Below are 20,537 nucleotides of genomic sequence, written 5' to 3'. Positions count from 1 at the left end.
GCCGTCGTCGGGCAGGAGCGCCTACCGGCGCGGCTGCTGCGGCACCCGCGGCAGCACGAAGGGCGGTCCGGAGAAGACCAGGTCGGCCTTCAACTCCTGGTACGCCCGCTTCGGCTGGTAGTTCTCGTCGTACACGGTCGCCAGTCCCTCGGGCGGGTTCTCGAACCAGCCGGGCACCCAGGAGTGCTTGTCGGTGAAGCCCCAGAGGGTGAACGACAGGCAGTGCGGCGAGGCCAGGCAGGCGCGCAGCAGCACGTTGAAGTTCGCCGCCGACGCCTGCAACCTCGGGTTGATCTCGTTGGAATCCCCGGCCCGCACTCCCTCGGTGAGCTGGCTGCGGACGTCGACCTCGGTGAACGCGGTCGCCAGGCCCAGCCCCGCGAACTTCTTGAGCGCGGCGGCGACCTGGAAGGTGTCGTAGTTGCCGTACTGGGTGCCCAGGTGGCCCTGGCTGCCGATGCCGTCGATCGGCACGCCCTCGGCCAGCAGGTCGCGGGCCATCTCGTAGACGAACTGGGTCTTGTCGTTCGCCGGGTCGCCGGAGCCGAACGCCTCGATGTTGTAGTCGTTGTAGAACAGCAGGGCCTTCGGGTCGGCGGCCCGGGCCCAGCGGAACGCGTCCGCGATGTAGTCCGGCCCGAGGTGCTGGGCCCAGAAGCCCTTGTAGTGCAGCGTCGACGGGGTGTCCCAGGGGTCGCTGACCGCCTCGTTCACCACGTCCCACTGCCAGATCCGGCCCTTGAAGTGGGTGACCACGGCGGTGATGTGGTCGCGCAGGATCTGGCGCAGCTCGGTGGTGCTGATCGAACCGTCGGCGACGCCGCTGGTCAACCAGGCCGGCAGCTGGTTGTGCCAGACCAGCACGTGCCCGCGTACGCGCTGGTGGTGCTGCTGGGCGAAGGCGACCAGCTCGTCGGCCGGTCCCCAGTTGTAGCTGCCCCGGGTGGGCTCCAGGCTCTCCCACTTCATCACGTTCTCGGCGGTGACGGTGGAGAACTCGGACCCGGTCAGCTCGCGGTAGCGGGGGTCGGCGGGGTCGTTCAGGGCGGCCATGTCGACCGCGGTGCCCACGTGGAGGCCGTGCCGCATGGCCAGGTCGCGCAGGCTCTGCGCGGCGGGATCGTGCGGGCGGCCCGCCGTGGCGGGGGTGATGTTCAGGGCGGCGACGGTCGCGACGGCGACCGCGCCGGCGGCGATCCAGCGTCTCAGCTTCATGGGGGTTCCTTCCGGGAAGCGGGGTCCTCTGCTCCGAAACTTCCGAAGGTATTTCCGTAAGTAGCCCGGAAGGTTACGGAGGTCGATGGCGTCCGTCAACCGGTCGGCGGGTTCAGTGCTCCCGATAGGTGGCCAGGTCGAAGTCGGCGTACACGCCGTCGTTGCCGAGGTCCTGCACCCAGAGGCCGAGGAAGGCGCCGGTGAAGCCCCAGGCCGCCGGCTCGCCGTCGATGATGAGCGCGGCGTGCTCGTCGGACAGGGTGGTCGCGTCGAGGTCCACCGGGAGCTCCCGCCAGCCGGCGCCGAGGTCGTAGCCGAAGCGCACCACCGGCCCGTCGAACCGCGCGCGCAGGCCGACCGGGACGGCGTCGGCGACGTCGACGGTGAGGTCCGGGTGGACGATCCGCCGCCCCCGGTCGCAGCTGAGCAGCTCCAGCACCAGCCGGCCGTCGTCGGCCCGGGTCAGGTAGAGGTAGTGCCAGTTCTGGGTGTTGTAGTAGGCGGTGAGGCCGGCCAGGTGCCGGTGGTCGACAGGATCGAACTCGACCACGGTCTCCAGTACGCAGTTCGCGGCCCCGACCCGCCGGCCGACCAGGCTGGGGGTCTGCTTGCCGACCGGCGACTGCCCACCATGGATCCGCAGGTGTGACGGGCGCGCCGCGAGGTCGAGCCAGTCCGGGCCCGCCGGGCGGCGCAGCGTCGACCAGCAGGCCGCGAGCCGGGGAGCGTCGAAGTGGTCGGTCGCGGGCTCGTCGGGCCACGGGTGCGCCGGCAGGTCCGGCGCGGGGATGGCGTCGGCAGGTACGCCGCCGGGGATCCGCGGCCACTGCCCGGCGGGCCAGTCGACCCGCTGGATCGCGGTCTCCCGGCCGAGGACGCAGTTGCCCCGCGGCGTGTAGGGGCGCGCCACGAGGTGGGCCAGGTACCACTCGCCGCGCTGGGTCTCCACCAGGCAGCCGTGTCCGGCCTTCTGCAGCCGCAGCTCGGGGCGGCCCGCGGAGGTGAGCAGCGGACCGTTCGGATCGGCCAGGTAGGGGCCGAGCAGGTGGCGGGAGCGGGCGACGGTGACCTGGTGCTCCCAGCTGGTGCCGCCCTCGGCCGTGACCAGCCAGTACCAGCCGTCCCGCTGGTAGAGGTGTGGCCCCTCGGTCAGCCCGGCGGAGGTGCCGTGGAAGATGATCCGGGCCTCGCCGACCAGCCGTCGCTGCTCGCGGTCGTACCGCTGGATCTCGATGCCGCCGAAGCGGTCCCGTCCCGGACGCCAGTCCGCGCTCATGCTCAGCAGCCAGGTGCTCCCGTCGGCGTCGTGGAAGAGCGAGGCGTCGAAGCCGTGCGCGTGCAGCTTCACCGGATCCGACCACGGCCCGTTGATGTCCGGTGCGGTGACCAGGTAGTTCTGCGGGTCCCAGTAGCCGCTGGCGAAGCTCGCGACGTCGCTGTAGACCAGGTGGAACAGGCCGTCGTGGTAGGTGAGGTCGGGCGCCCACACGCCGTTGGAGTCGCCGCAGCCGCGCAGGTCCAGGAGCCGGCGATCGGTGATGATCCCGCCGAGCGCACGCCAGTGGACGAGGTCGCGCGAGTGGTGGACGCGGACGCCCGGGTACCACTCGAAGGTCGAGGTCGCCAGGTAGTAGTCGTCGCCCACCCGCAGGATCGAGGGATCCGGGTGGAACCCGGTGAGGACCGGGTTGCGGATCGTCCGGGCGGTCGTGGCCACGTCTGCGATCTCCGTCGACATGTACGGCTCCTTGGGGTCGGTCTTCCGTCGAATTTCCGGAAGTTGTCCGCCATGAGTTTCCAGATTCCCGCTCACCGTAACGGCTTGCGGCGACCGACGACAGAGCCTTGACCCTGGCGGGAGTGCGTCGTAACGTACCCGCCATCACGTTGAAACATGTCGTCGCGTCGATGAAAATTCCGGTGCCGTCGTTGGCCTGAGCGATGTCGAAAGGGCGCCTCGTGACCTCGGACCATTCCCGGAGAGTCACCATCGCGGCGATCGCGCGGCTGGCCGGTGTCTCGGTACCGACCGTCTCGCGGGTCATCAACGGCCGCTCCGACGTCTCGCCGCAGACCCGGGAACGGGTCGAGGAACTGCTCGCCCGGCACGGTTACCGCCGCCGCCCGCCGAGCATGCGGGCCAGCTCCGGCCTGGTCGACCTGGTCTTCAACGACCTGGACAGCCCGTGGGCGCTCGAGATCATCCGGGGCGTCGAGGATGTCGCGCACGCGGCCGGCATCGGCACCGTGGTGTCCGCGATCCACCGGCGCAGCTCGTCGGCCAAGCAGTGGCTGCACAACATGCGCGTCCGCTCCACCGAAGGGGTCATCTTCGTGACCTCCACCCTGGAGCCGCCGCTGCAGGCCGAGCTGCGCCGCCTCAACATCCCCGGAGTCATCGTCGACCCCGCCGGGGTGCCGCCGCAGGAGGCGCCCACGATCGGCGCGACCAACTGGGTGGGCAGCCTGCGCGCCACCGAGTACCTGCTCGGTCTCGGCCACCGGCGGATCGGCTTCATCGCCGGGCCGCCGCAGCTGATGTGCAGCCGGGCGCGCGTCGACGGCTACCGGGCGGCGCTGGAGACCGCCGGTCTCGCCGTCGACGACAAGCTGATCTGCCCGGGCAACTTCTACCACGAGGCCGGGTTCGCCGGCGGCAACCACCTGCTGGGCCTGGCCGACCCGCCCACCGCCATCTTCGCCTCCAGCGACCAGATGGCCCTCGGTGTCTACGAAGCCGTTCGGCGACGCGGCCTGCGGGTGCCGGACGACATCAGCGTCGTCGGCTTCGACGACCTGCCGGAGGTCCGGTGGTGCTCCCCGCCGCTGACCACCGTCCGGCAGCCGCTGGCCGAGATGGGCATGCTCGCCGCCCGCACGGTCCTGCGCCTGGCCCAGGGTGAGCGCATCGAGAGCCCGCGGGTGGAACTCGCCACCGAGCTCATCGTGCGCGACAGCGCCGCCCCGCTGGCCCGGCGCGGGGAGCGTGCTGTTTCCCGGGGTGACGGCGTCAGCGGTAGGGGCGGCAGGACGAACGGATGACCAACTCGGTGGGGAGCCGGATGTGCGTGTCGCGTTCGACGCCGGCGATCAGGTCGATGAGCAGGCGCAGCGCCTCGGCGCCCATGCGCTGCAGCGGTTGCGTGATCGTCGTCAGCGGCGGGTTGACCAGCGCCGACTCCGGGACGTTGTCGAAGCCGATCACCGACAGGTCGTCGGGCACCGTGAGGCCCATGCCGCGGGCGACGTCCATCGTGGAGATCGCCGAGAGGTCGTTTCCCGCGAAGATCGCGGTCGGCCGGTCGGGGAGCGCGAGCAGCTCCGCGGCCGTGCCGGCGGCGCTCTCGATCCGGAACCCGCCGACGCGTACGAGCCGCTCGTCCACCGGCACGCCGGCGTCGGCCATGGCCCTGCGGAAGCCGGCCTCGCGCAGCCGTGCCGACTCGAGGTCGGGACGTCCGCTGATGTGCCCGATGCGGCGGTGACCGAGGGACAGCAGGTAGTTGGTCGCGAGTACGGCGCCGGCGAAGTTGTCCGAGTCGACGGTGGGCAGGCCGGACGGGCCCGTGTGGGGGTCGACGGCCACGACGTGGAAGCCGTGCTTGGTCTCGACCACGGTCGGCGTGACGATCACGGCCCCGTCGATGAGGGTGCCGGACAGGCGGGCCAGCGAGCGCCGTTCCCACCCTATTGCGGCGCCCTCGCCGTCGCCGCTGGAGTAGGCCAGCAGTTGGTATCCGCTGCCGGCGACCTCCCGGGACGCCCCCTTGAGCAGTTCGGTCGAGAACGGCTCGAACTCGGCGACCAGGATGCCCAGCACGTTCGTGCGGTGGCTGCGCAGGCTCTGCGCCCCCAGGCTGGCCTCGTAGCCGAGCTCGTGGATGACCTGCTGGACGCGCTCCACGGTCGCCTGGGCCACGCCGTACCGCCCATTGACAACCTTCGATACGGTTGCCACCGAGACGCCGGCGGTACGAGCCACATCCGACATCTTGATCCGCTGGGGGAACGCCACGCCGACGATGATAGAGGGCTGCCGGAGGCCCCGCCACGAGGTTTCGAAAACGTTATCGATACCGATTGACATCGAGTTACACGACTGTAAAACTCCCCCGCAAGTAACCCGACTGAGTGGTCGAGGAGACATCGATGGCGATGAAGCGCCGTGCGGGTGCCGTCCTGGCACTGTTGATGACCAGCGCTCTCGTCGTCGCCGGATGCAACGGCGGCGGCGAGGAGGAGGCGGCTCCCCAGAGTGAGCTCTACAAGAACCCGGTCACGCTGACCTGGTGGCACAACGCCCCGCAGGACGGCCCCGGCAAGATCTACTGGGAGAAGGTCGCCAAGGACTTCTCCGCGCTGCACCCGACCGTCAAGATCGAGATCGAGGCGATCGAGACCAACCAGCTGCAGCGGACCCGGATCCCCGCCGCGCTGCTGAGCAACGACCCGCCGGACATCTTCATGTCGTGGGGCGGCGGCGAGATGCGCGAGCAGGTGGAGGCCGACTACCTCAAGGACATCACCGACCAGGTCAAGACGGAGGTCGCCAACATCGGCAGCGCCGCCGAGATCTGGCAGGTGGACGGCAAGCAGTACGGCCTGCCGTTCCGGATGGGCATCGAGGGCATCTGGTACAACAAGGACATGTTCGCGAAGGCGGGCATCACGGCTCCGCCGACCACCTTCGAGGAACTCAACGCCGCGGTCACCAAGCTCAAGGCCATCAACGTCATCCCGATCGCCCTCGGCGCCGGCGACAAGTGGCCCGCCGCGCACTGGTGGTACAACTTCGCGCTGCGCGCCTGCTCGGTCGACACCCTCAAGAAGGCGTCCACCGACAAGGTCTTCGACGATCCGTGCTTCGTGAAGGCCGGCCAGGACCTGAAGACCTTCATCGACACCAAGCCGTTCCAGAACAACTTCATCGCCACGCCGGGCCAGAACGACCCGACCAGCGCGAACGGCCTGCTCGCCAACGGCAAGGCCGCGATGGAGCTGATGGGCGACTGGAACCGGGGCACGCTGGACAACGTCGCCACGGACAAGGCCAAGCTCGCCAAGTTCCTCGGCTGGTTCCCCGTGCCGGCGATCGCCGGTTCCGCCGGTGACCCCAAGGCGGCCCTCGGCGGCGGCGACGGCTTCGCCTGCGCCAAGAAGGCCCCGGCCGAGTGCGTCGAGTTCCTCAAGTACATTGCGAGCCCCGAGGTGCAGAAGGGCTACGCCGCGACCGGCCAGGGCCTGCCCGTCGCCAAGGGCGCCGAGGCCGGCGTCCAGGACCCCGCCCTGAAGTCCATCCTGCAGGCCACGTCCGAGGCGAGCTACGTCCAGCTCTGGCTCGACACGGCCTACGGCAGCACCGTCGGCACCGCGATGAACGACGCGATCGTCGCCATCTTCTCGGGTAACGGGACGCCGGAGAAGGTCGTCTCGGCCATGAAGGCAGCCGCGAGCAAGTGACCTCCACCGACCAGACCCGGTTCCCCGCCGGCGGCGTCTCCGCGCCGCCGGCGGGCCTCCGGCCCGCCGGACGCGCATCGTCCCGCCGGGCCGAAACCCGCCGCAAGTGGTACGAGATCATCGGGCTCACCACGCCGGCGCTCGTCATCTACGTGATGTTCGTGCTGGTGCCGATGGGCTTCGCGGTCTACTACAGCCTGTTCCGGTGGCGTGGGGTCGGACCACCCACCGAGTACGTGGGCTTCAAGAACTACGTCCTCGCCTTCCAGGACCCGATCTTCCTCGACGCGCTGCGCAACAACGCCATCATCGTCTTCGGGTCGCTGCTGATCCAGGGGCCCCTCGCCCTGGGCATCGCCCTGCTGCTCAACCGCCGCTTCCGCGGGCGCGCCGTGTTCCGCCTGCTGGTGTTCGTGCCGTACGTGCTCGCTGAGGTCACCGTCGGCATCATGTGGAAGCTGATCCTGACCGACGGCGGCACGGTCGACGCCCTGATGCGGTCGCTCGGAATGGGCGGCCTGGTGCAGGCGTGGCTCGCCGACCTCGACATCGTCATCTGGACGATGCTGCTCGTCCTCACCTGGAAGTACGTCGGCTTCGCCATCATCCTCCTGCTCGCCGGCCTGTCGAACGTGCCCGACGAGCTGACCGAGGCCGCGGCGATCGACGGCGCGAGCTGGTGGCAGACCCAGCGCCACGTCACGCTGCCGCTGCTCGGCCCGACGATCCGGATCTGGATGTTCCTGTCGATGATCGGTTCGCTGCAGGTCTTCGACGTGATCTGGGTGACCTCGGTGCCCGCGGTGCGGTCCCTCGGGGCGTCCGGCACCATGGCGACGTACATGGTGGACAACGGCTTCTTCGCCCGGCTGTGGGGCTACGGCAACGCGGTGGCCGTGATCCTCTTCGTCATCTCGTTCGTCGCGGCGCTGGTGTTCCAGCGCTTCATCCTCCGCCGGGACATCGAGGGCGCCATCACCGGAAGGGCGAACTGACTGTGGCCACCAACTCCGTTCATCCCCCCACCGCCGGGCGCCGCCCGGTGTCGTGGGGCACGCCGCTCACGTACGCGCTGGCGCTCGCGGTCGCGGCCGTGTCGATCGCCCCGATCCTCTATGTGGTCGTCGGCGGTTTCCGCACCACCCCGCAGATCGTCGCCGACCCGGCCGGCCTGCCCGACCCGTGGGTCTTCGACAACTACGCCCGGGTGCTGACGAAGAGCAACTTCTGGCAGCAGGCGTTCAACAGCGGGGTGATCGCCCTCGGTACCACGCTCGGCGTCGTGGTGCTCGGCATGGCCGCCGCGTTCGTGCTCGCCCGGTACGCCTTCCGGGGGCGCGAGGCGCTCTACACCTTCTTCACCCTCGGCCTGCTCTTCCCGGCCGGAGCGGCGATCCTGCCGCTCTACCTCATGCTGCGTGATCTGGACCTGATCAATTCCTACTACGCGGTGATCCTCCCCCAGGTCGCCTTCCAGTTGCCGCTGACGATCGTGATCCTGCGGCCCTTCCTGTCCGCCATCCCCCGCGAGTTGGAGGACGCGGCGGCGATCGACGGCGCGAGCCGGCTCGGCTTCCTCTGGCGCATCGCGCTGCCGCTGTCGCGGCCCGCGCTCGTCACCGTCGGCGTCCTGGCTTTCGTGGCCAGCTGGAACGCGTTCCTCCTGCCGTTGCTCGTCCTCGGCGACGTCAGCCTGCACACCCTGCCGCTGGGCGTGCAGAACTTCTCGAGCCAGTTCTCCACCGACACCGCCGGCGTCCTCGCCTTCACGTCGCTGGCGATGCTGCCAGCACTGCTCTTCTTCACGCTCGCCGAGAAGCAGATCGTCGGTGGCCTGCAGGGTGCGGTCAAGGGCTGAGCGGCAGCGGTACAAGCACAACCAATGGAAAGGCACAACATGACAGAGGTCCACGCGGTGGTGGACGGGCCGGCACCGGCTCAGGCAACTCCCGACCACGACCGGCCGGACGGGCACGCCGGTGAGGCGCGCGTACGTGAACTGCTCGGCCGGATGACGATCGAGGAGAAGATCGCGCAGCTCGTCGGCTTCTGGGAGAAGGAGGACGGCGAGGCGGTCGCACCCCTGCAGGGCGAGTTCGGCGACGCCGTCAAGCTCGAGGACTTCGCCCGGCACGGACTGGGCCATCTCACCCGGGCCTACGGCACCCGCCCGGTCGACGCCGCGGCGCGCGCGGCCTGGCTCTGGAAGTTCCAGCGGGACCTGGTGACCGGCACCCGGCTCGGCATCCCCGCGATCGTCCACGAGGAGTGCCTCACCGGGCTCTCGGCGTGGAAGGCCGCCACCTTCCCCACCCCGCTGGCCTGGGGCGCCGCGTTCGATCCCGAGCTGGTCACCGAGATGGCCGCGGCGATCGGGGCCTCCATGCGGGCCCTGGGCATCCACCAGGGGCTCGCGCCGGTGCTCGACGTGATCCGGGACCCGCGCTGGGGCCGGGTCGACGAGTGCATCGCCGAGGACCCGTACCTGGTCGGCACCATCGGCACGTCGTACGTGCGTGGCCTGCAGTCGCAGGGGGTGCACGCCACGCTGAAGCACTTCGCCGGCTACTCCGCGTCGCGCGCCGGGCGCAACTTCGGCCCGGTGCACGCCGGTCCCCGGGAACTCGCCGACGTGCTGCTCCTGCCGTTCGAGATGGCGATCCTCGACGGCGACGCGCGCAGCGTCATGCACTCGTACGCCGAGATCGACGGCGTGCCCGTGGCCGCCGATCCGACGATGCTGACCGGCGTGCTGCGGGACCGGTGGGGCTTCGACGGCACGGTGGTGGCCGACTACTACGGTGTCGCGTTCCTGAACCTGCTGCACCACGTCGCGGCAGACCACGCGGAGGCGGCCGGGCAGGCGCTGACCGCCGGGGTCGACGTCGAGCTCCCGACCGGCGATGCCTATCTGACCCTGCGGGAGACGGTCCGGGCCGGCAAGCTCGACGAGGCGCTCATCGATCGCGCGGTGCTGCGGGTGCTGCGCCAGAAGCGGGACCTCGGGCTGCTCGACGCGACCTTCACCGACGAGCCGCCGCAGGCGGTGGACCTGGACTCGCCGGAGCACCGGTCGATCGCCCGCCGCCTGGCCGAGGAGTCGATCGTCCTGGTCGCCAACCGGGACGCGTTGCCGCTGCCCGCGGGTCGCCGGGTGGCGGTCATCGGCCCGAACGCCGACCGGCAGGGCGCGCTCTTCGGGTGCTACTCGTTCCTCAACCATGTGCTCGTCCAGCATCCCGGCGTGGAGACCGGCTTCGAGGTGCCGACGGTGCTCGACGCCATCCGCGTCGAGTTCGGTGCCGATCACGTCACCTGGGCGCGCGGCTGCGACGTGGACACCGACGACCGGTCCGGTTTCGAGGAGGCCGTCGCCACGGCGGCCGCCGCGGACGTCGCCGTACTGGTCGTCGGTGACCACGCCGGCCTCTTCGGGCGCGGCACGGTCGGGGAAGGCTGCGACCGCGACGACCTGGAGCTGCCCGGAGTCCAGCGCGAGCTCGTCGAGGCGGTGCTGGCGACCGGCACGCCGGTCGTCCTCGTGCTGGTCACGGGCCGGCCGTACGCGGTCGGCTGGGCCCTGCCACGATGCGCGGCGGTGGTGCAGGCGTTCTTCCCCGGTGAGGAGGGCGCCGGGGCGATCGCGGGCGTGCTCTCCGGGCGGGTCAACCCGTCGGGCAGGCTGCCGGTCAGCCTGCCCGGCTCGGCCGGGGCGCAGCCGTACTCGTACCTGCACCCCACCCTCGGTGCGGGCAGTGAGGTGACCAACCTGCCGGCGACGCCCGTGGCGCCGTTCGGCCACGGGTTGTCCTACACGACGTTCGCGCACACCGGCCTCACCGTGCCCGCCACGGTGCCGACCGACGGGGCGCTGCACGTCGCGCTGCGGGTGACGAACACCGGCGCGCTCGCCGGCGACGACGTGGTCCAGCTCTACGGCCGTGACCTGGTGGCCTCGGTGACCCGACCGGTGGCGCAGCTGCTCGGGTACCGGCGGGTCCACCTGGCGCCGGGCCAGTCCGCCACGGTCGAGCTGACCGTCCCCACCACCCGCCTGGCCTTCTCCGACCGCACGCTCACCCGGGTCGTCGAGCCCGGTGACGTCGAACTCTGGGTCGGCACGAGCACCCAGCGGGACACGCAGGCGCTCACCACACTGGTCGGTGACACCGTCCCGGTCACCAACGCCTCCCCGCGCTGGACCATCACCGAGATCAGCTGAGGTCGCTCCGCCGGTCGTCCCGTGGGACGGCCGGCGGACCGGCGCCCCGACGCCGCCATGCGAACCCGCGTCGACCACCGGTGTCCGGCGGCGGTCAGAACAGCGTGGCCGGCCCGACCGGCGCCGGCTCGGGCAGCGGCTCGACCTCGGGCAGCCGCGTCCGGACCTCGTCGTGGAACCGGCGGGCGAGTTCGGGCGCGTCGGCGTTGTCCGGCGTGTGCACGAACACCGTCGGCGAGCGGCCCTCGCGCAGCCAGCCGGTCACCACGTCGAGCCACGGTCGCCAGCCTTCGACGGTGCGCGCGGGGTCGTCGCGGCCGAGGTACCGGACGATCGGCCGGTCGGTCAGCGCGCGGGTGCGCAGCGGGATGCGCGGCTTCCGGGTCCACGCCTCCCGTTCCGCGTCGCTGGTCGGCGGAGTGCGGAAGAACGCGGTGGTGTCGAAGGGAATCCACTCCGCGCCGACCGTGGCCAGGGCCTCCTCCAGGGTGCGCGCCGCCCGGGGCTCCTCGAAGAACGCGGGGTGGCGGACCTCCACGGCGTACCGGTGGGCGGCGGGCAGCCCGCGCAGGAAGCGGGCGAGCGCGGGCACGTCGGCGGGGCCGAACGAACCCGGCAGCTGGATCCAGAGGGCGTGGGCCCGCGGGCCGAGCGGCTCGATCGCGTCCAGGAAGACCCGCAGCTCCTCGTCCGCGCCGGTGAGCCGGCGTACGTGCGTGACGGCCTTCGGCAGCTTGAGCACGAACCGGAAGTCCACGTCGGTCTGCCGGGCCCACGACGCCACCGTCTCCCGCGACGGCGTCGCGTAGAAGGTGGTGTTCCCCTCCACCGCGGTGCACCAGCCCGCGTAGGCCCGTAGCCGCTCGTGCGCCGGCAACGGGTGCGCCAGGAAGCGTCCCGGCCAGGACTTGTGCGTCCACATGGCGCACCCGACGTGCAGGCGCATCCGACCCTCCCTCAGCCGGCCGCGCAGGCCGTCTTCAGCTGCGTCACCGCGCCGTCCAGGGCCGCCCGGCCCGGCTTCGCCTTCGGGTCCTTCGCGTACGCGTCGGCAAGGTCCGACATGGCGGTCGCGACCTGCTTCGCGGCGTCGTTGACCGCGGTGCTGTCGGTGAAGGTGTGCGCGTAGAGCCCGGCGGCGCCGGCGGAGAACTGCGCGCTGACCGCCAGGTGGCCGGCCGGCGGCCCGATCTTCTCCGCTGTGGCGACCTTCGCCAGGGCGGCATCGATGTCCTTGCTGATCGTGGTGCAGGCGGTCTTCGTGGCGTCGCTCATGGTCGCCCCCGTGGCGGACGGCTGCGCCGTGGCCGCCGCCGCGCCGCCCGACGGCGTGCGATCGGCCGCCGGAGCGCCGCCGCCGTCGTCGCAACCCGCCATGACGACCAGCGCCAGCATGACCGGACTGACCAGTCCAAGCCGAGTCGACCGCATGGTTCCTCCCCCGTGTGCCGTCGCGTTCGCCGCCGCAAGCTACCAGATGATCAAGGAGAAGTTCCGCCCGCTTTTCCTGCCGCCCTCCCCGAGCGCCCGCGCCCCGCGTTTCGCGTCCCGCGTCCCCGACCGGGGAGCGGGGATCAGCGGACGATCACCAGGTTGGCCATGTCGACGACCGGCCGGAAGCCGAGCGCCGCGTAGATCTTGTTCGAGGTCGGGTTCGCCTGGTCGGTGTAGAGGCACACCCGCGCGCCCTCGGCCCGGATCAGCCGGGACACCTCGGCGACCGCGTTGCTGGCCCAGCCGCGCCCGCGCTGGGCCGGCGGCGTGTACACCGGGCCCACCCGCGCGACCCCGAACGACGGTGGGTTGGCGCCGGTGAGGTGCACCCGCTGCCCGGCCTCGTCCACCCAGAACCACAGCCGTCCGGCGCGGAGCCGCAGCAGCAGCTCCGCCCGGTCCGGCACCTCGTGCGCGCTCGCGCCGCGCGGACGGCCCGCCTGCTCGTCGGCGTCGCCCATGAACGCGCCGAACCAATCGGTCACCAACTCCAGGTCGTCCTCGGTGGCGACCTGCAGGCGGCCGGGCGCCGGGGCCGGCGGGACCAGCTCGCCGAGCTCGTGCAACCGGGTGTGCTGGCCGACCTGGACCCGGCCGCCGCCCAGCCGGGCCAGCTCGGCGGCGCACCGCTCGGCGGCCGGGAGGGCGCCGTTGACCGCGCGCACCTCCTCGCCGCGCTCGTGCAACGCGGCGGCCAGCGCCACCGCCGCCTCGTCCGGCATCGGCAGCAGGAACGGCGGGTACGGCGCGAACGGCGCGGCCCGCATCCCGGCGCCGACCACGCTGCCGCCGGCGTCCCGGACCACCAGCCACCAGTCGCGGTCGGGCAGCGCGATCCCATCCGCCTGCCGGGACGACAGCCGGTGCGCGATGGTGGTCACCACCGTGCTGACCACCGGGTCGGCGGCCAGGTGGTCACCGGCAGCGGCGAGGAACTCGCCGGGATCCCGGTAGAAGTGCAGGCGCGGCTGGGTGCTCATGGGCCGGAACGTAACCGGCGGGACAAGGTAGCCGCACCGGGATTTCGGCGTCCCCGGCGCTCAGACCAACCCGCGTACCGCCCGCAGCGCCGCGTCCACCTCGGCCTCGCTGTTCGCGATGGTCGCGCCGAACCGCAGGTACGACGGGTTGTACGGGGTGCTGCTGGCGATCACGCCGGCGGCCGCCAGCCGGCCCACCGCCTCGCCCACCGGCACGTCGGTCACGTCGCAGCAGACGATGCCGGCGGAGAGCTCGGCCGAGCGCGGGGTGACCATCCGTATCCCGCGGATGCCGGCCAGCCCGTCCTTGAGCCGGTCGGCCAGTTCGCGGGTCCGCGCGGCGACCCGCTCCGGACCGATCCGCCGGTGGAACTCGAACGCCGCGGCCAGCGCCCACCGGTGCTCGAAGGAGTGGTAGCCGCCCGGCGTGTGCGCCGGACCGCCGGGCGTCGACCGCCCGCCCGCGCCGCCGTACAGCCACGCGCCGATGCTGCGCCGGTCGAAGGAGGGGATCACCGGCGTCATCCGGTCCCACGCCAGCGCGCTGCCCCAGACCAGGCCGGTGCCGCGCGGCCCGAGCAGCCACTTGTGGCAGCCGGAGACCAGGACGTCGCAGCCGAGCTGCGCCGGGGTCACCGCCTCGGCGCCGAAGCCGTGCACCCCGTCGACGCAGACCAGGGCCTGCGGACTGCGCGCCCGCACCGCCTCGGCGAGCTGCCGGACCGGCAGCTTCACCCCGGTGCTGGAGTGCACCCAGGTGAGCGCGACCACCCGGGTACGGGAGGTGACCGCCGCCGCGAGGTTGCCGACGATCTCGTCGACGGTGGTCACCGCCGGGTCCAGGTAGAGGCGCACCCGGCGGACCGTCACCCCGTCCCGCTCGGCCCGCAGCCGCAACGACTCGTGGGTGGCGTAGAAGTCGTGCTCGGTGGTCAGCACCTCCTCACCGGGGCCCAGCCGTACCGCCGTGTAGAGCAGGCCGAGGCCCATCGTGGTCGAGTCGGTCAGGGCGATCTGGTCGGGTCGGGTGTCGAGGTGGCCGGCGGCCGCGGTGAGCACGCCCTTGTCCAGCTGTTCCTCGTTGGTGCCCAGGTAGCCCAGCGCGTCCCGGTCGAGCCCGTCCCGGTACGCGGCGACGGCGGCGCGTACCGGCGCGGGATGCGCCGCGAAGACGAAGGTGGCCAGGTGTGCCCGGCTGCGGTCGAGCGCGAACTGGGCCTGCACGCTCTCCCAGCTCGCCGGGTCGAAGGCCGGCGCGCCGGTGGCCGTGACCTCGCCCGCGGCATCCCGCCGCTCGGGCTCACAGCCGGTGGCCAGGCCGGTCACGCCGGCCGCCGCGGTCACACCGAGCAGGCTCCGTCGGGTGAACTGCATGCCACCCATCGTCCATCGTGAACGTCACGTCCAGATCACCGCCGGGCCCGTCCCCGCCTGAGCGCCCGGATGGCGTGCCCGACGTACGCTGCCGCCGTGAGCGCACCGACCCGCATCCTGGTCTACGGGGTGTACGGCGCCGGCAAGTCCACCCTCGCGGCAGGGCTGGCCGAACGCCTCGGGCTGCCGTGGTACCCGGTCGACGACCTGCTCTGGCAGCCCGGCTGGGTCGAGGTGCCGGTGCCCCGTCAGCGCAGCCGGATCGAGGCGATCTGCCGGCGGGACCGCTGGATCCTCGACGGGGCGTACCACGGCTGGCGGGACGTGCCGCTGGCCCGCGCCGACCTGGTGGTCGGCCTGGACTACCCGCGCTGGCGCTCGTTCTGGCGGCTGCTGCGCCGCACCCTGCGCCGGTTGGTGACCCGGGAGGAGATCTGCAACGGCAACCGGGAGTCGCTCGGCAGCGTGCTGTCCCGGGACTCGATCCTGCTCTGGCACATCGCCGCGTTCGGCCGGGCCCGGCGGCGGATGCGGGCCTGGCAGGCGGACCCGTCCGGGCCGCCGGTGCTGCTGTTCCGCTCCCCGGCCGCCCTCGACCGCTGGCTGGACGCCCTGCCCCGGCGGTGAGGGCAGCGGCCCGGCGCCCCCGCCGTGGGATCGGCGATCCGGAGCCGGCCCGGCAGGCCCGCCGGCCGGGCGGTCGGCGCGGGGCTGCCTGGTCGCCGGTGGTGGTGCTCGCCCCGTAGGCCGCCGTTCGGTTCGGTGAATCCGCGGCTCGGCCCTCGCGGCGGGACCTAACGTCGGCAGGGACGATCGGCCGGGCGTCGGAGGGGCGGCGAGATGGGGCGCGACCGCGCGGGGCACGGGCTGGCCTGGCCGCGCCCCCCGGAGCCGGCGCCCCGCGACCGTCCGGTCACGCCGTTCGAGATCTTCTTCGACGTGGTCTTCGTGTTCGCGATCACCCGGATCATGGCGTTGATCGGGCGGGCGCCGGCCCCGGTGACCATGGCGCAGGGGCTGCTCCTGCTCGTGCTGCTCTGGGTGGCCTGGTCGTCGTACGCCTGGTTGGGCAACCAGACGCGGGCGGACGTCGGCCTGGTCCGCGCCGGTTTCCTGGTGGCCATGGCGGCGCTCTTCGTCGCGGCGCTGGCCATGCCCCAGGCCTGGTCGCCCGGTCCGGGTCTGGACGGGCCACTGCTGGTCGCGCTGGCCTACGTGCTGCTGCGCATGGTCCATCTGGGGCTGTACCACTGGGCGGCGGCGAGCGTGCCCGGGCTCCGGGCCCGGATCCGGTTCTTCGCGGCGGTCAGTGCCGCCGGCTGGCTGCTGCTCGTGCTCGGCGCGTTGACCAGCGGGGTCGCGCACGCCGTGCTCTGGGTGCTGGCCTTCGTGATCGAGAGCGGCGGCCAACGCCTCTCGTACGCGTCGCGCGGCACCTGGCCGGTGCGCAGCCCGAGCCACTTCACCGAGCGGCACGGGCTGGTGCTGATCATCGCGCTCGGTGAGTCGCTCAGCGCCGCCGGGGTGGGCGCCGCGTCGGCGGTGACCGCGCCACCGGTCCTCGGCGTGGCGCTGCTCGGCCTGGTCGTGGCCGTCTGCCTGTGGTGGCTGTACTTCGAGCGCGGCGCGCGCACCGCCGCCCGTACCCTGACCGAGGTGGCAGGGGAGCGGCGCGACCGGGTCGCCGCCGACGCCTACAGCCAGACCCACCTGTTGCTGATCATCGGGGTGATCTACCTCGCGGTCGGCATCGAGCAGGTGCTCGCCCACGTCACCGAGGCGCACCGGGGCGACCACGGCGGTGCGCGGACGCTGACCTGGTCCGCCACCATCGCCCTGTACGGCGGTGCCGCGCTCTACCTGGCCGGCCGGCTGCTGTTCCGCCGGCTCTCCGGACAGCCGGTCCGGCTGGACCAGGTGGCGGTCGCCGTGCTGGTGCTGCTCCTGCTGCCGCTCGGGCGGGTGCTCCCGCCGGCCGCGGCGCTCGGCGTGCTCGCCGCCCTCCTGCTCGCCGGGGTGCTCGCCGAACGGGTCGGCCGGGCGCGCCGGACAGACGGGCATCCCGGGCGTCCGTGACAGATGCCGCGGTCGGATTCCCGATCAACCGTCATGGAGGCAACACCGGGCTCCCCTGTGGCGCCGCCGGCAAGTACTCTCCCGCTCGGAGAGGAACGCGATGATCAGTCGTCGAAAGTTGATCGCCACCGGTCTGGGTGTCACGGCCGGCGTGGTGACCGCAGGGTGCAGCCGGGGTGCGTCGTCCGCCACGACGTGGACAGAGCCCGGTCAGGCCGCCGCGACCGGTGCCCCCGCCGGCGCCGTGCAGGTGACCGTCACGCCGGCCGCCGACGCCACCAAGGTGTCGCCGCTCGACCCGGTCGTGGTGGCGGTGGAGGCCGGCACGCTCAAGGACGTCACGGTGACCACCGGCAGCAAGTCCATCGCCGGCAAGCTGGACGACGACGGCCGGTCCTGGCGGTCGACCGGCAAGCTGGCCTACAACAAGACGTACACGGTCACCGTCTCGGCGGCCGACGCCGCCGGCACGGTGACGGAGCACACGAGCACCTTCCGGACCCTCAAGCCGTCCGGGGTCGCCTCGGTCACCTTCCAGGCCAACAAGCTGACCGCCCTGAAGGACGGCGGGACGTACGGGGTCGGTCTGCCGGTCATGGTGAACTTCAGCCGGCCGGTCCGGAACCGCGCCGAGGCGGAGCAGGAGATGCTGGTGGAGACCACGCCCGCCGTCGAGGGACGGTGGCGCTGGATCGACAGCCAGAACGCGCACTGGCGGCCGGCGAAGTACTGGACCCCGGGCACGAAGATCTCTGTGAAGATCAATCTTTTCGGCCGTGACCTCGGCAAGGGCGTGTACGGCGGCGCGAACGCCAGCACGAACTTCACCATCGGCCCGTCCCGCATCGCCATCGCCGACGCCAACACCCACCGGATGAAGGTCTACATCGACGGCCGGATGGTGCGGGACATCCCGATCAGCATGGGCAAGGGCGGCACCACCACCGGGGCGAACGGCGAGGAGATCAGCTACTGGACCCGCTCCGGCCCGCACGTGGTGATGACCCGGGAGCCCTCGCACCGGATGACCTCGGCCAGCTACGGGGTCACCGACCCGGAGGACCCCAACTACTACGACGAGGTCATCAAGCTCTGCCTGCGGATCTCCTACTCGGGCGAGTTCGTGCACATGGCCGACTGGAACATCGGCGCGCAGGGCAACCAGAACACCTCGCACGGCTGCATCAACGTCGGGCCGGCCCACGCCCGCTGGTTCTACGACACGTTCCGGCTCGGCGACGTGGTCGACGTGCGCAACACCCCGCGCCGGATGGCGCTCACCGACGGGGTGGGCGACTGGACCATCCCGTGGGACAAGTGGTGACCACCGGGTCGCGGGCCGGGGCCGCCGTCGGGTGACGGCGGCCCCGGCCGGTTTCCGGCCGGTCGGCCTACGCCTTCAGCACCACCTTCAGGCAGTCGTCCTGCTTGTTCTTGAAGATGTCGTAGCCGTGCGGCGCGTCCTCCAGCCGCATGGTGTGGGTGATGATGAAGCTCGGATCGATCTCGCCCCGGCGGATGCGGTCCAGCAGCGGGCGCATGTAGCGCTGCACGTGGGCCTGCCCGGAGCGCATGGTCAGTGACCGGTTCATGAACGAGCCCATCGGGAACTTGTCGATGAACCCGCCGTACGCCCCGATCGCCGAGATGGTGCCGCCGTTGCGGCAGCTCAGGATCGCCTCGCGGAGCGCGTGCGGCCGGTCGGTCTCCGCCTTGACCGCCTGCTTCGCCCGGTCGTACGCGTGCAGCGCGGCCGACGCGTGGTGGCCCTCCATGCCGACCGCGTCGATGCAGGCGTCCGGGCCGCGCCCGGCGGTCATCTCCCGCAGCGTGTCCAGGACGTCGCTCTCCTCGTAGTTGATGGTCTCCGCGCCGGCCTTGTCCCGGGCCAGCCGGAGCCGGTACGGGAACCGGTCGATGACGATGACCTGTTCGGCGCCGAGCAGGTAGGCGCTGACCGCGGCGAACTGGCCCACCGGCCCCGCGCCCCAGATCGCCACCACGTCGCCCGGCTTGATGTCGCACAGCTCCGCGGCCATGTAGCCGGTCGGCAGCACGTCGGACAGGAACAGCACCTGCTCGTCCGGCAGGTCGTCCTCGATCTTGAGCGCCCCCACGTCGGCGTACGGCACCCGCACGTACTGCGCCTGGCCGCCGGCGTACCCGCCCATCAGGTGCGAGTAGCCGAAGATGCCGGCGGGGGTGTGGCCCATGGCCAGCTCCGCGATCGCGGCGTTGGGGTTGGAGTTCTCGCAGACCGAATAGAGACCGCGCTGGCAGGAGGCGCAGTCGCCGCAGGCGATCGGGAAGGCCACCACGACCCGGTCGCCGACCCGCAGGCCGTCCCGTGCGCCCTGGCCGAGTTCCACGATCTCGCCCATGAACTCGTGGCCCAGGACGTCCCCGCGCTTCATGGCCGGGATGAAGCCGTCGAGCAGGTGCAGGTCGGATCCGCAGATCGCCGACGAGGTCACCCGGACGACCGCGTCGCGCGGATTGAGGATCCGCGGATCCGGTACGTCCTCGACGGCCACCTGGTTCGGGGCGAGCCAGCAGTTGGCCTTCATGGCGCCTCCCTCACGCGGTCCGGGTCGCCAGCGGCCGCGCGGGACGCTGCTTCGTCCGGGTCTGGACGCTGGTGCCCTCCGGCGTGCCGTCGGACCGGGTGATCTCGCCGGTCTCGATGACCTGCTTGAACCGGCGCAGGTCGTCGCAGATCTGCTGCTGCGGGTTCTCGCCGAACGCCTTCGCCACCAGGCTGCCCACCCGCCGGCCGGGGATCTGGTAGTCCAGCTCCACCTGGACCTCCGTGCTCCGGCCACCGGCGACCGGGGTGAACCGGACCGTCCCGGAGTTGGGCACCCGCGCCCCGTCGACCGAGCGCCACCGGATCAGCTGGTTCGGTCGGTCCTCGAGGACCTCGGCCTCCCACTGCACGCTCCGCCGGGCCGGCCCCTTCGCGGTCCACCGGGAGCGCCGGTCGCTTGTCGACCGCACCGACTGGAGGTGGTACATGAACCGCGGCAGGTTCTCGACGTCGTGCCAGAAGGCGTACGCCTCCGCCGGCGGGCGGTTGACCGTCACCGACCCGTACGCGTGGCCGGCGTCGGTGGGCCGCCGGTTGCGGGTGGCCCGCACCGAGGCGTACAGGTCGACGGCGGTGATCCCGGCCAGGGCGGTCATGGTGTACGCGAGGCGCCGCCGACGGTCACCGCGGCGGTTGCGCCACGCCCGACCGGTCGCCGCCAGATCCAGCGCGTCGCCCGCGACCCGCGTCCAGACACCCAGACCGGCCCGACGGGGGACCAGCAGCGCGGCGGCGTGGCCCAGCTCGCGGGCACCGGCGGCGCGCAGGACCGTCCGCGCGGTCCGCGAGTCGTCCACCCCGCACAGCCGGCTCAGCGGGGACCCGGCCGCCAGGGCGGTCACCCCGAGGCCGAGGCTGAACCAGCCGAGGACGCGGGCCAGCCCTTCCGCGCCACGGTCCGAGGTCGCCCGCTCGATGCCGAGGGTGTCCGTCACCGAACGGACCCCCAGGGTCGTCTCTCGTCTCATGCCTTCCACCCCGTGTATTCGGTGATCGCGGGACCGCCCCGGCGGGCCCGGGCCGCCGAACCGGCCGGCGTGCCTTTCCCGGAATTCGCGCCGCCACACCCGCCGCCCGAGACCGCGACCAGCCCCACGGGCGCCCCCGTTTGCCCGCAGCCACGCCGGGA

General features: G+C 72.2%; 17 protein-coding genes. 8 read left to right on the top strand and 9 right to left on the bottom strand.

Annotated elements, in window-relative coordinates; genetic code table 11:
* Positions 1 to 21: 21 nt before the first annotated feature.
* Both ACGFI9_RS03120 and ACGFI9_RS03115 read right to left on the bottom strand, forming a co-directional pair.
* A complete protein-coding gene (locus ACGFI9_RS03120) occupies positions 22 to 1,215 on the bottom strand; it encodes an endo-1,4-beta-xylanase (RefSeq protein WP_393174283.1) in 1,194 nt (397 codons plus the stop codon).
* Between the two features lie 112 nt (positions 1,216 to 1,327).
* Positions 1,328 to 2,953, bottom strand: coding sequence for a glycoside hydrolase family 43 protein (locus ACGFI9_RS03115; protein ID WP_393174281.1), 1,626 nt, complete (start codon positions 2,951 to 2,953; stop codon positions 1,328 to 1,330).
* Between the two features lie 221 nt (positions 2,954 to 3,174).
* Between ACGFI9_RS03115 and ACGFI9_RS03110 the strand changes: the two genes are divergently transcribed.
* Positions 3,175 to 4,257, top strand: a complete 1,083-nt coding sequence (locus ACGFI9_RS03110) for a LacI family DNA-binding transcriptional regulator (protein ID WP_393174279.1) — start codon at positions 3,175 to 3,177, stop codon at positions 4,255 to 4,257.
* On the opposite strand, the gene ACGFI9_RS03105 is transcribed toward ACGFI9_RS03110, so the two are convergent.
* On the bottom strand, positions 4,226 to 5,230 hold the full coding sequence (locus ACGFI9_RS03105) for a LacI family DNA-binding transcriptional regulator (RefSeq protein ID WP_393174277.1): 1,005 nt from the start codon (positions 5,228 to 5,230) through the stop codon (positions 4,226 to 4,228). The genes ACGFI9_RS03110 and ACGFI9_RS03105 overlap by 32 nt on opposite strands.
* Positions 5,231 to 5,364: 134 nt before the next feature.
* On the opposite strand from ACGFI9_RS03105, the gene ACGFI9_RS03100 reads away from it, so the two are divergent.
* From ACGFI9_RS03100 to ACGFI9_RS03085, 4 genes are read left to right on the top strand one after another with little or no spacing between them, the layout of a single operon-like run.
* A complete protein-coding gene (locus tag ACGFI9_RS03100; protein ID WP_393174275.1) occupies positions 5,365 to 6,675 on the top strand; it encodes an ABC transporter substrate-binding protein in 1,311 nt (436 codons plus the stop codon).
* Positions 6,672 to 7,670 (top strand): carbohydrate ABC transporter permease, encoded by a 999-nt coding sequence (locus ACGFI9_RS03095; RefSeq protein ID WP_393174273.1) that lies wholly within the window; start codon positions 6,672 to 6,674, stop codon positions 7,668 to 7,670. The genes ACGFI9_RS03100 and ACGFI9_RS03095 overlap by 4 nt, the downstream gene beginning before the upstream one ends.
* Positions 7,667 to 8,533 carry a carbohydrate ABC transporter permease gene (locus ACGFI9_RS03090; protein WP_393175219.1) on the top strand — a complete coding sequence of 289 codons (867 nt, stop codon included), beginning with the start codon at positions 7,667 to 7,669 and terminating at the stop codon, positions 8,531 to 8,533. The genes ACGFI9_RS03095 and ACGFI9_RS03090 overlap by 4 nt, the downstream gene beginning before the upstream one ends.
* 39 nt (positions 8,534 to 8,572) lie before the next feature.
* Positions 8,573 to 10,897, top strand: a complete 2,325-nt coding sequence (locus tag ACGFI9_RS03085; protein ID WP_393174271.1) for a glycoside hydrolase family 3 N-terminal domain-containing protein — start codon at positions 8,573 to 8,575, stop codon at positions 10,895 to 10,897.
* 94 nt (positions 10,898 to 10,991) lie between these two features.
* On the opposite strand, the gene ACGFI9_RS03080 is transcribed toward ACGFI9_RS03085, so the two are convergent.
* The 4 genes from ACGFI9_RS03080 to ACGFI9_RS03065 form a co-directional block, all read right to left on the bottom strand.
* Positions 10,992 to 11,819, bottom strand: a complete 828-nt coding sequence (locus tag ACGFI9_RS03080; protein WP_393175217.1) for a DUF72 domain-containing protein — start codon at positions 11,817 to 11,819, stop codon at positions 10,992 to 10,994.
* A 35-nt stretch (positions 11,820 to 11,854) separates the two neighbouring features.
* Positions 11,855 to 12,328 (bottom strand): hypothetical protein, encoded by a 474-nt coding sequence (locus ACGFI9_RS03075; protein ID WP_393174269.1) that lies wholly within the window; start codon positions 12,326 to 12,328, stop codon positions 11,855 to 11,857.
* Positions 12,329 to 12,471: 143 nt separating this feature from the next.
* Positions 12,472 to 13,371 carry a GNAT family N-acetyltransferase gene (locus ACGFI9_RS03070; RefSeq protein ID WP_393174267.1) on the bottom strand — a complete coding sequence of 300 codons (900 nt, stop codon included), beginning with the start codon at positions 13,369 to 13,371 and terminating at the stop codon, positions 12,472 to 12,474.
* Positions 13,372 to 13,431: 60 nt separating this feature from the next.
* On the bottom strand, positions 13,432 to 14,745 hold the full coding sequence (locus tag ACGFI9_RS03065; protein ID WP_393174265.1) for an aminotransferase class V-fold PLP-dependent enzyme: 1,314 nt from the start codon (positions 14,743 to 14,745) through the stop codon (positions 13,432 to 13,434).
* 96 nt (positions 14,746 to 14,841) lie between these two features.
* Between ACGFI9_RS03065 and ACGFI9_RS03060 the strand changes: the two genes are divergently transcribed.
* The 3 genes from ACGFI9_RS03060 (at position 14,842) to ACGFI9_RS03050 (ending at position 18,145) form a co-directional block, all read left to right on the top strand.
* On the top strand, positions 14,842 to 15,372 hold the full coding sequence (locus tag ACGFI9_RS03060) for an adenylate kinase (RefSeq protein ID WP_393174263.1): 531 nt from the start codon (positions 14,842 to 14,844) through the stop codon (positions 15,370 to 15,372).
* A 213-nt stretch (positions 15,373 to 15,585) separates the two neighbouring features.
* Positions 15,586 to 16,821, top strand: a complete 1,236-nt coding sequence (locus tag ACGFI9_RS03055) for a low temperature requirement protein A (RefSeq protein ID WP_393174261.1) — start codon at positions 15,586 to 15,588, stop codon at positions 16,819 to 16,821.
* A 100-nt stretch (positions 16,822 to 16,921) separates the two neighbouring features.
* Positions 16,922 to 18,145 (top strand): Ig-like domain-containing protein, encoded by a 1,224-nt coding sequence (locus tag ACGFI9_RS03050; RefSeq protein WP_393174259.1) that lies wholly within the window; start codon positions 16,922 to 16,924, stop codon positions 18,143 to 18,145.
* Between the two features lie 67 nt (positions 18,146 to 18,212).
* Here the strand turns inward: ACGFI9_RS03050 and ACGFI9_RS03045 are convergent, their stop codons facing one another.
* A complete protein-coding gene (locus ACGFI9_RS03045) occupies positions 18,213 to 19,388 on the bottom strand; it encodes a zinc-dependent alcohol dehydrogenase (RefSeq protein WP_393174257.1) in 1,176 nt (391 codons plus the stop codon).
* Between the two features lie 10 nt (positions 19,389 to 19,398).
* A complete protein-coding gene (locus ACGFI9_RS03040; protein ID WP_393174255.1) occupies positions 19,399 to 20,376 on the bottom strand; it encodes an SRPBCC family protein in 978 nt (325 codons plus the stop codon).
* Positions 20,377 to 20,537: the final 161 nt, after the last annotated feature.

The organism is Micromonospora sp. NPDC048930 (assembly GCF_043197935.1).
Lineage (GTDB): Bacteria > Actinomycetota > Actinomycetes > Mycobacteriales > Micromonosporaceae > Micromonospora.
This window is presented reverse-complemented; position numbering and strand designations above follow the sequence as displayed.

Coding starts and splice junctions, on each gene's coding strand:
- ACGFI9_RS03085 (WP_393174271.1), top strand. CDS start 8,573: ATGACAGAGGTCCACGCGGTGGTGGACGGGCCGGCACCGGCTCAGGCA.
- ACGFI9_RS03115 (WP_393174281.1), bottom strand. CDS start 2,953: ATGTCGACGGAGATCGCAGACGTGGCCACGACCGCCCGGACGATCCGC.
- ACGFI9_RS03045 (WP_393174257.1), bottom strand. CDS start 19,388: ATGAAGGCCAACTGCTGGCTCGCCCCGAACCAGGTGGCCGTCGAGGAC.
- ACGFI9_RS03070 (WP_393174267.1), bottom strand. CDS start 13,371: ATGAGCACCCAGCCGCGCCTGCACTTCTACCGGGATCCCGGCGAGTTC.
- ACGFI9_RS03055 (WP_393174261.1), top strand. CDS start 15,586: ATGGGGCGCGACCGCGCGGGGCACGGGCTGGCCTGGCCGCGCCCCCCG.
- ACGFI9_RS03075 (WP_393174269.1), bottom strand. CDS start 12,328: ATGCGGTCGACTCGGCTTGGACTGGTCAGTCCGGTCATGCTGGCGCTG.
- ACGFI9_RS03100 (WP_393174275.1), top strand. CDS start 5,365: ATGGCGATGAAGCGCCGTGCGGGTGCCGTCCTGGCACTGTTGATGACC.
- ACGFI9_RS03050 (WP_393174259.1), top strand. CDS start 16,922: ATGATCAGTCGTCGAAAGTTGATCGCCACCGGTCTGGGTGTCACGGCC.
- ACGFI9_RS03120 (WP_393174283.1), bottom strand. CDS start 1,215: ATGAAGCTGAGACGCTGGATCGCCGCCGGCGCGGTCGCCGTCGCGACC.
- ACGFI9_RS03080 (WP_393175217.1), bottom strand. CDS start 11,819: ATGTGGACGCACAAGTCCTGGCCGGGACGCTTCCTGGCGCACCCGTTG.
- ACGFI9_RS03065 (WP_393174265.1), bottom strand. CDS start 14,745: ATGCAGTTCACCCGACGGAGCCTGCTCGGTGTGACCGCGGCGGCCGGC.
- ACGFI9_RS03040 (WP_393174255.1), bottom strand. CDS start 20,376: ATGAGACGAGAGACGACCCTGGGGGTCCGTTCGGTGACGGACACCCTC.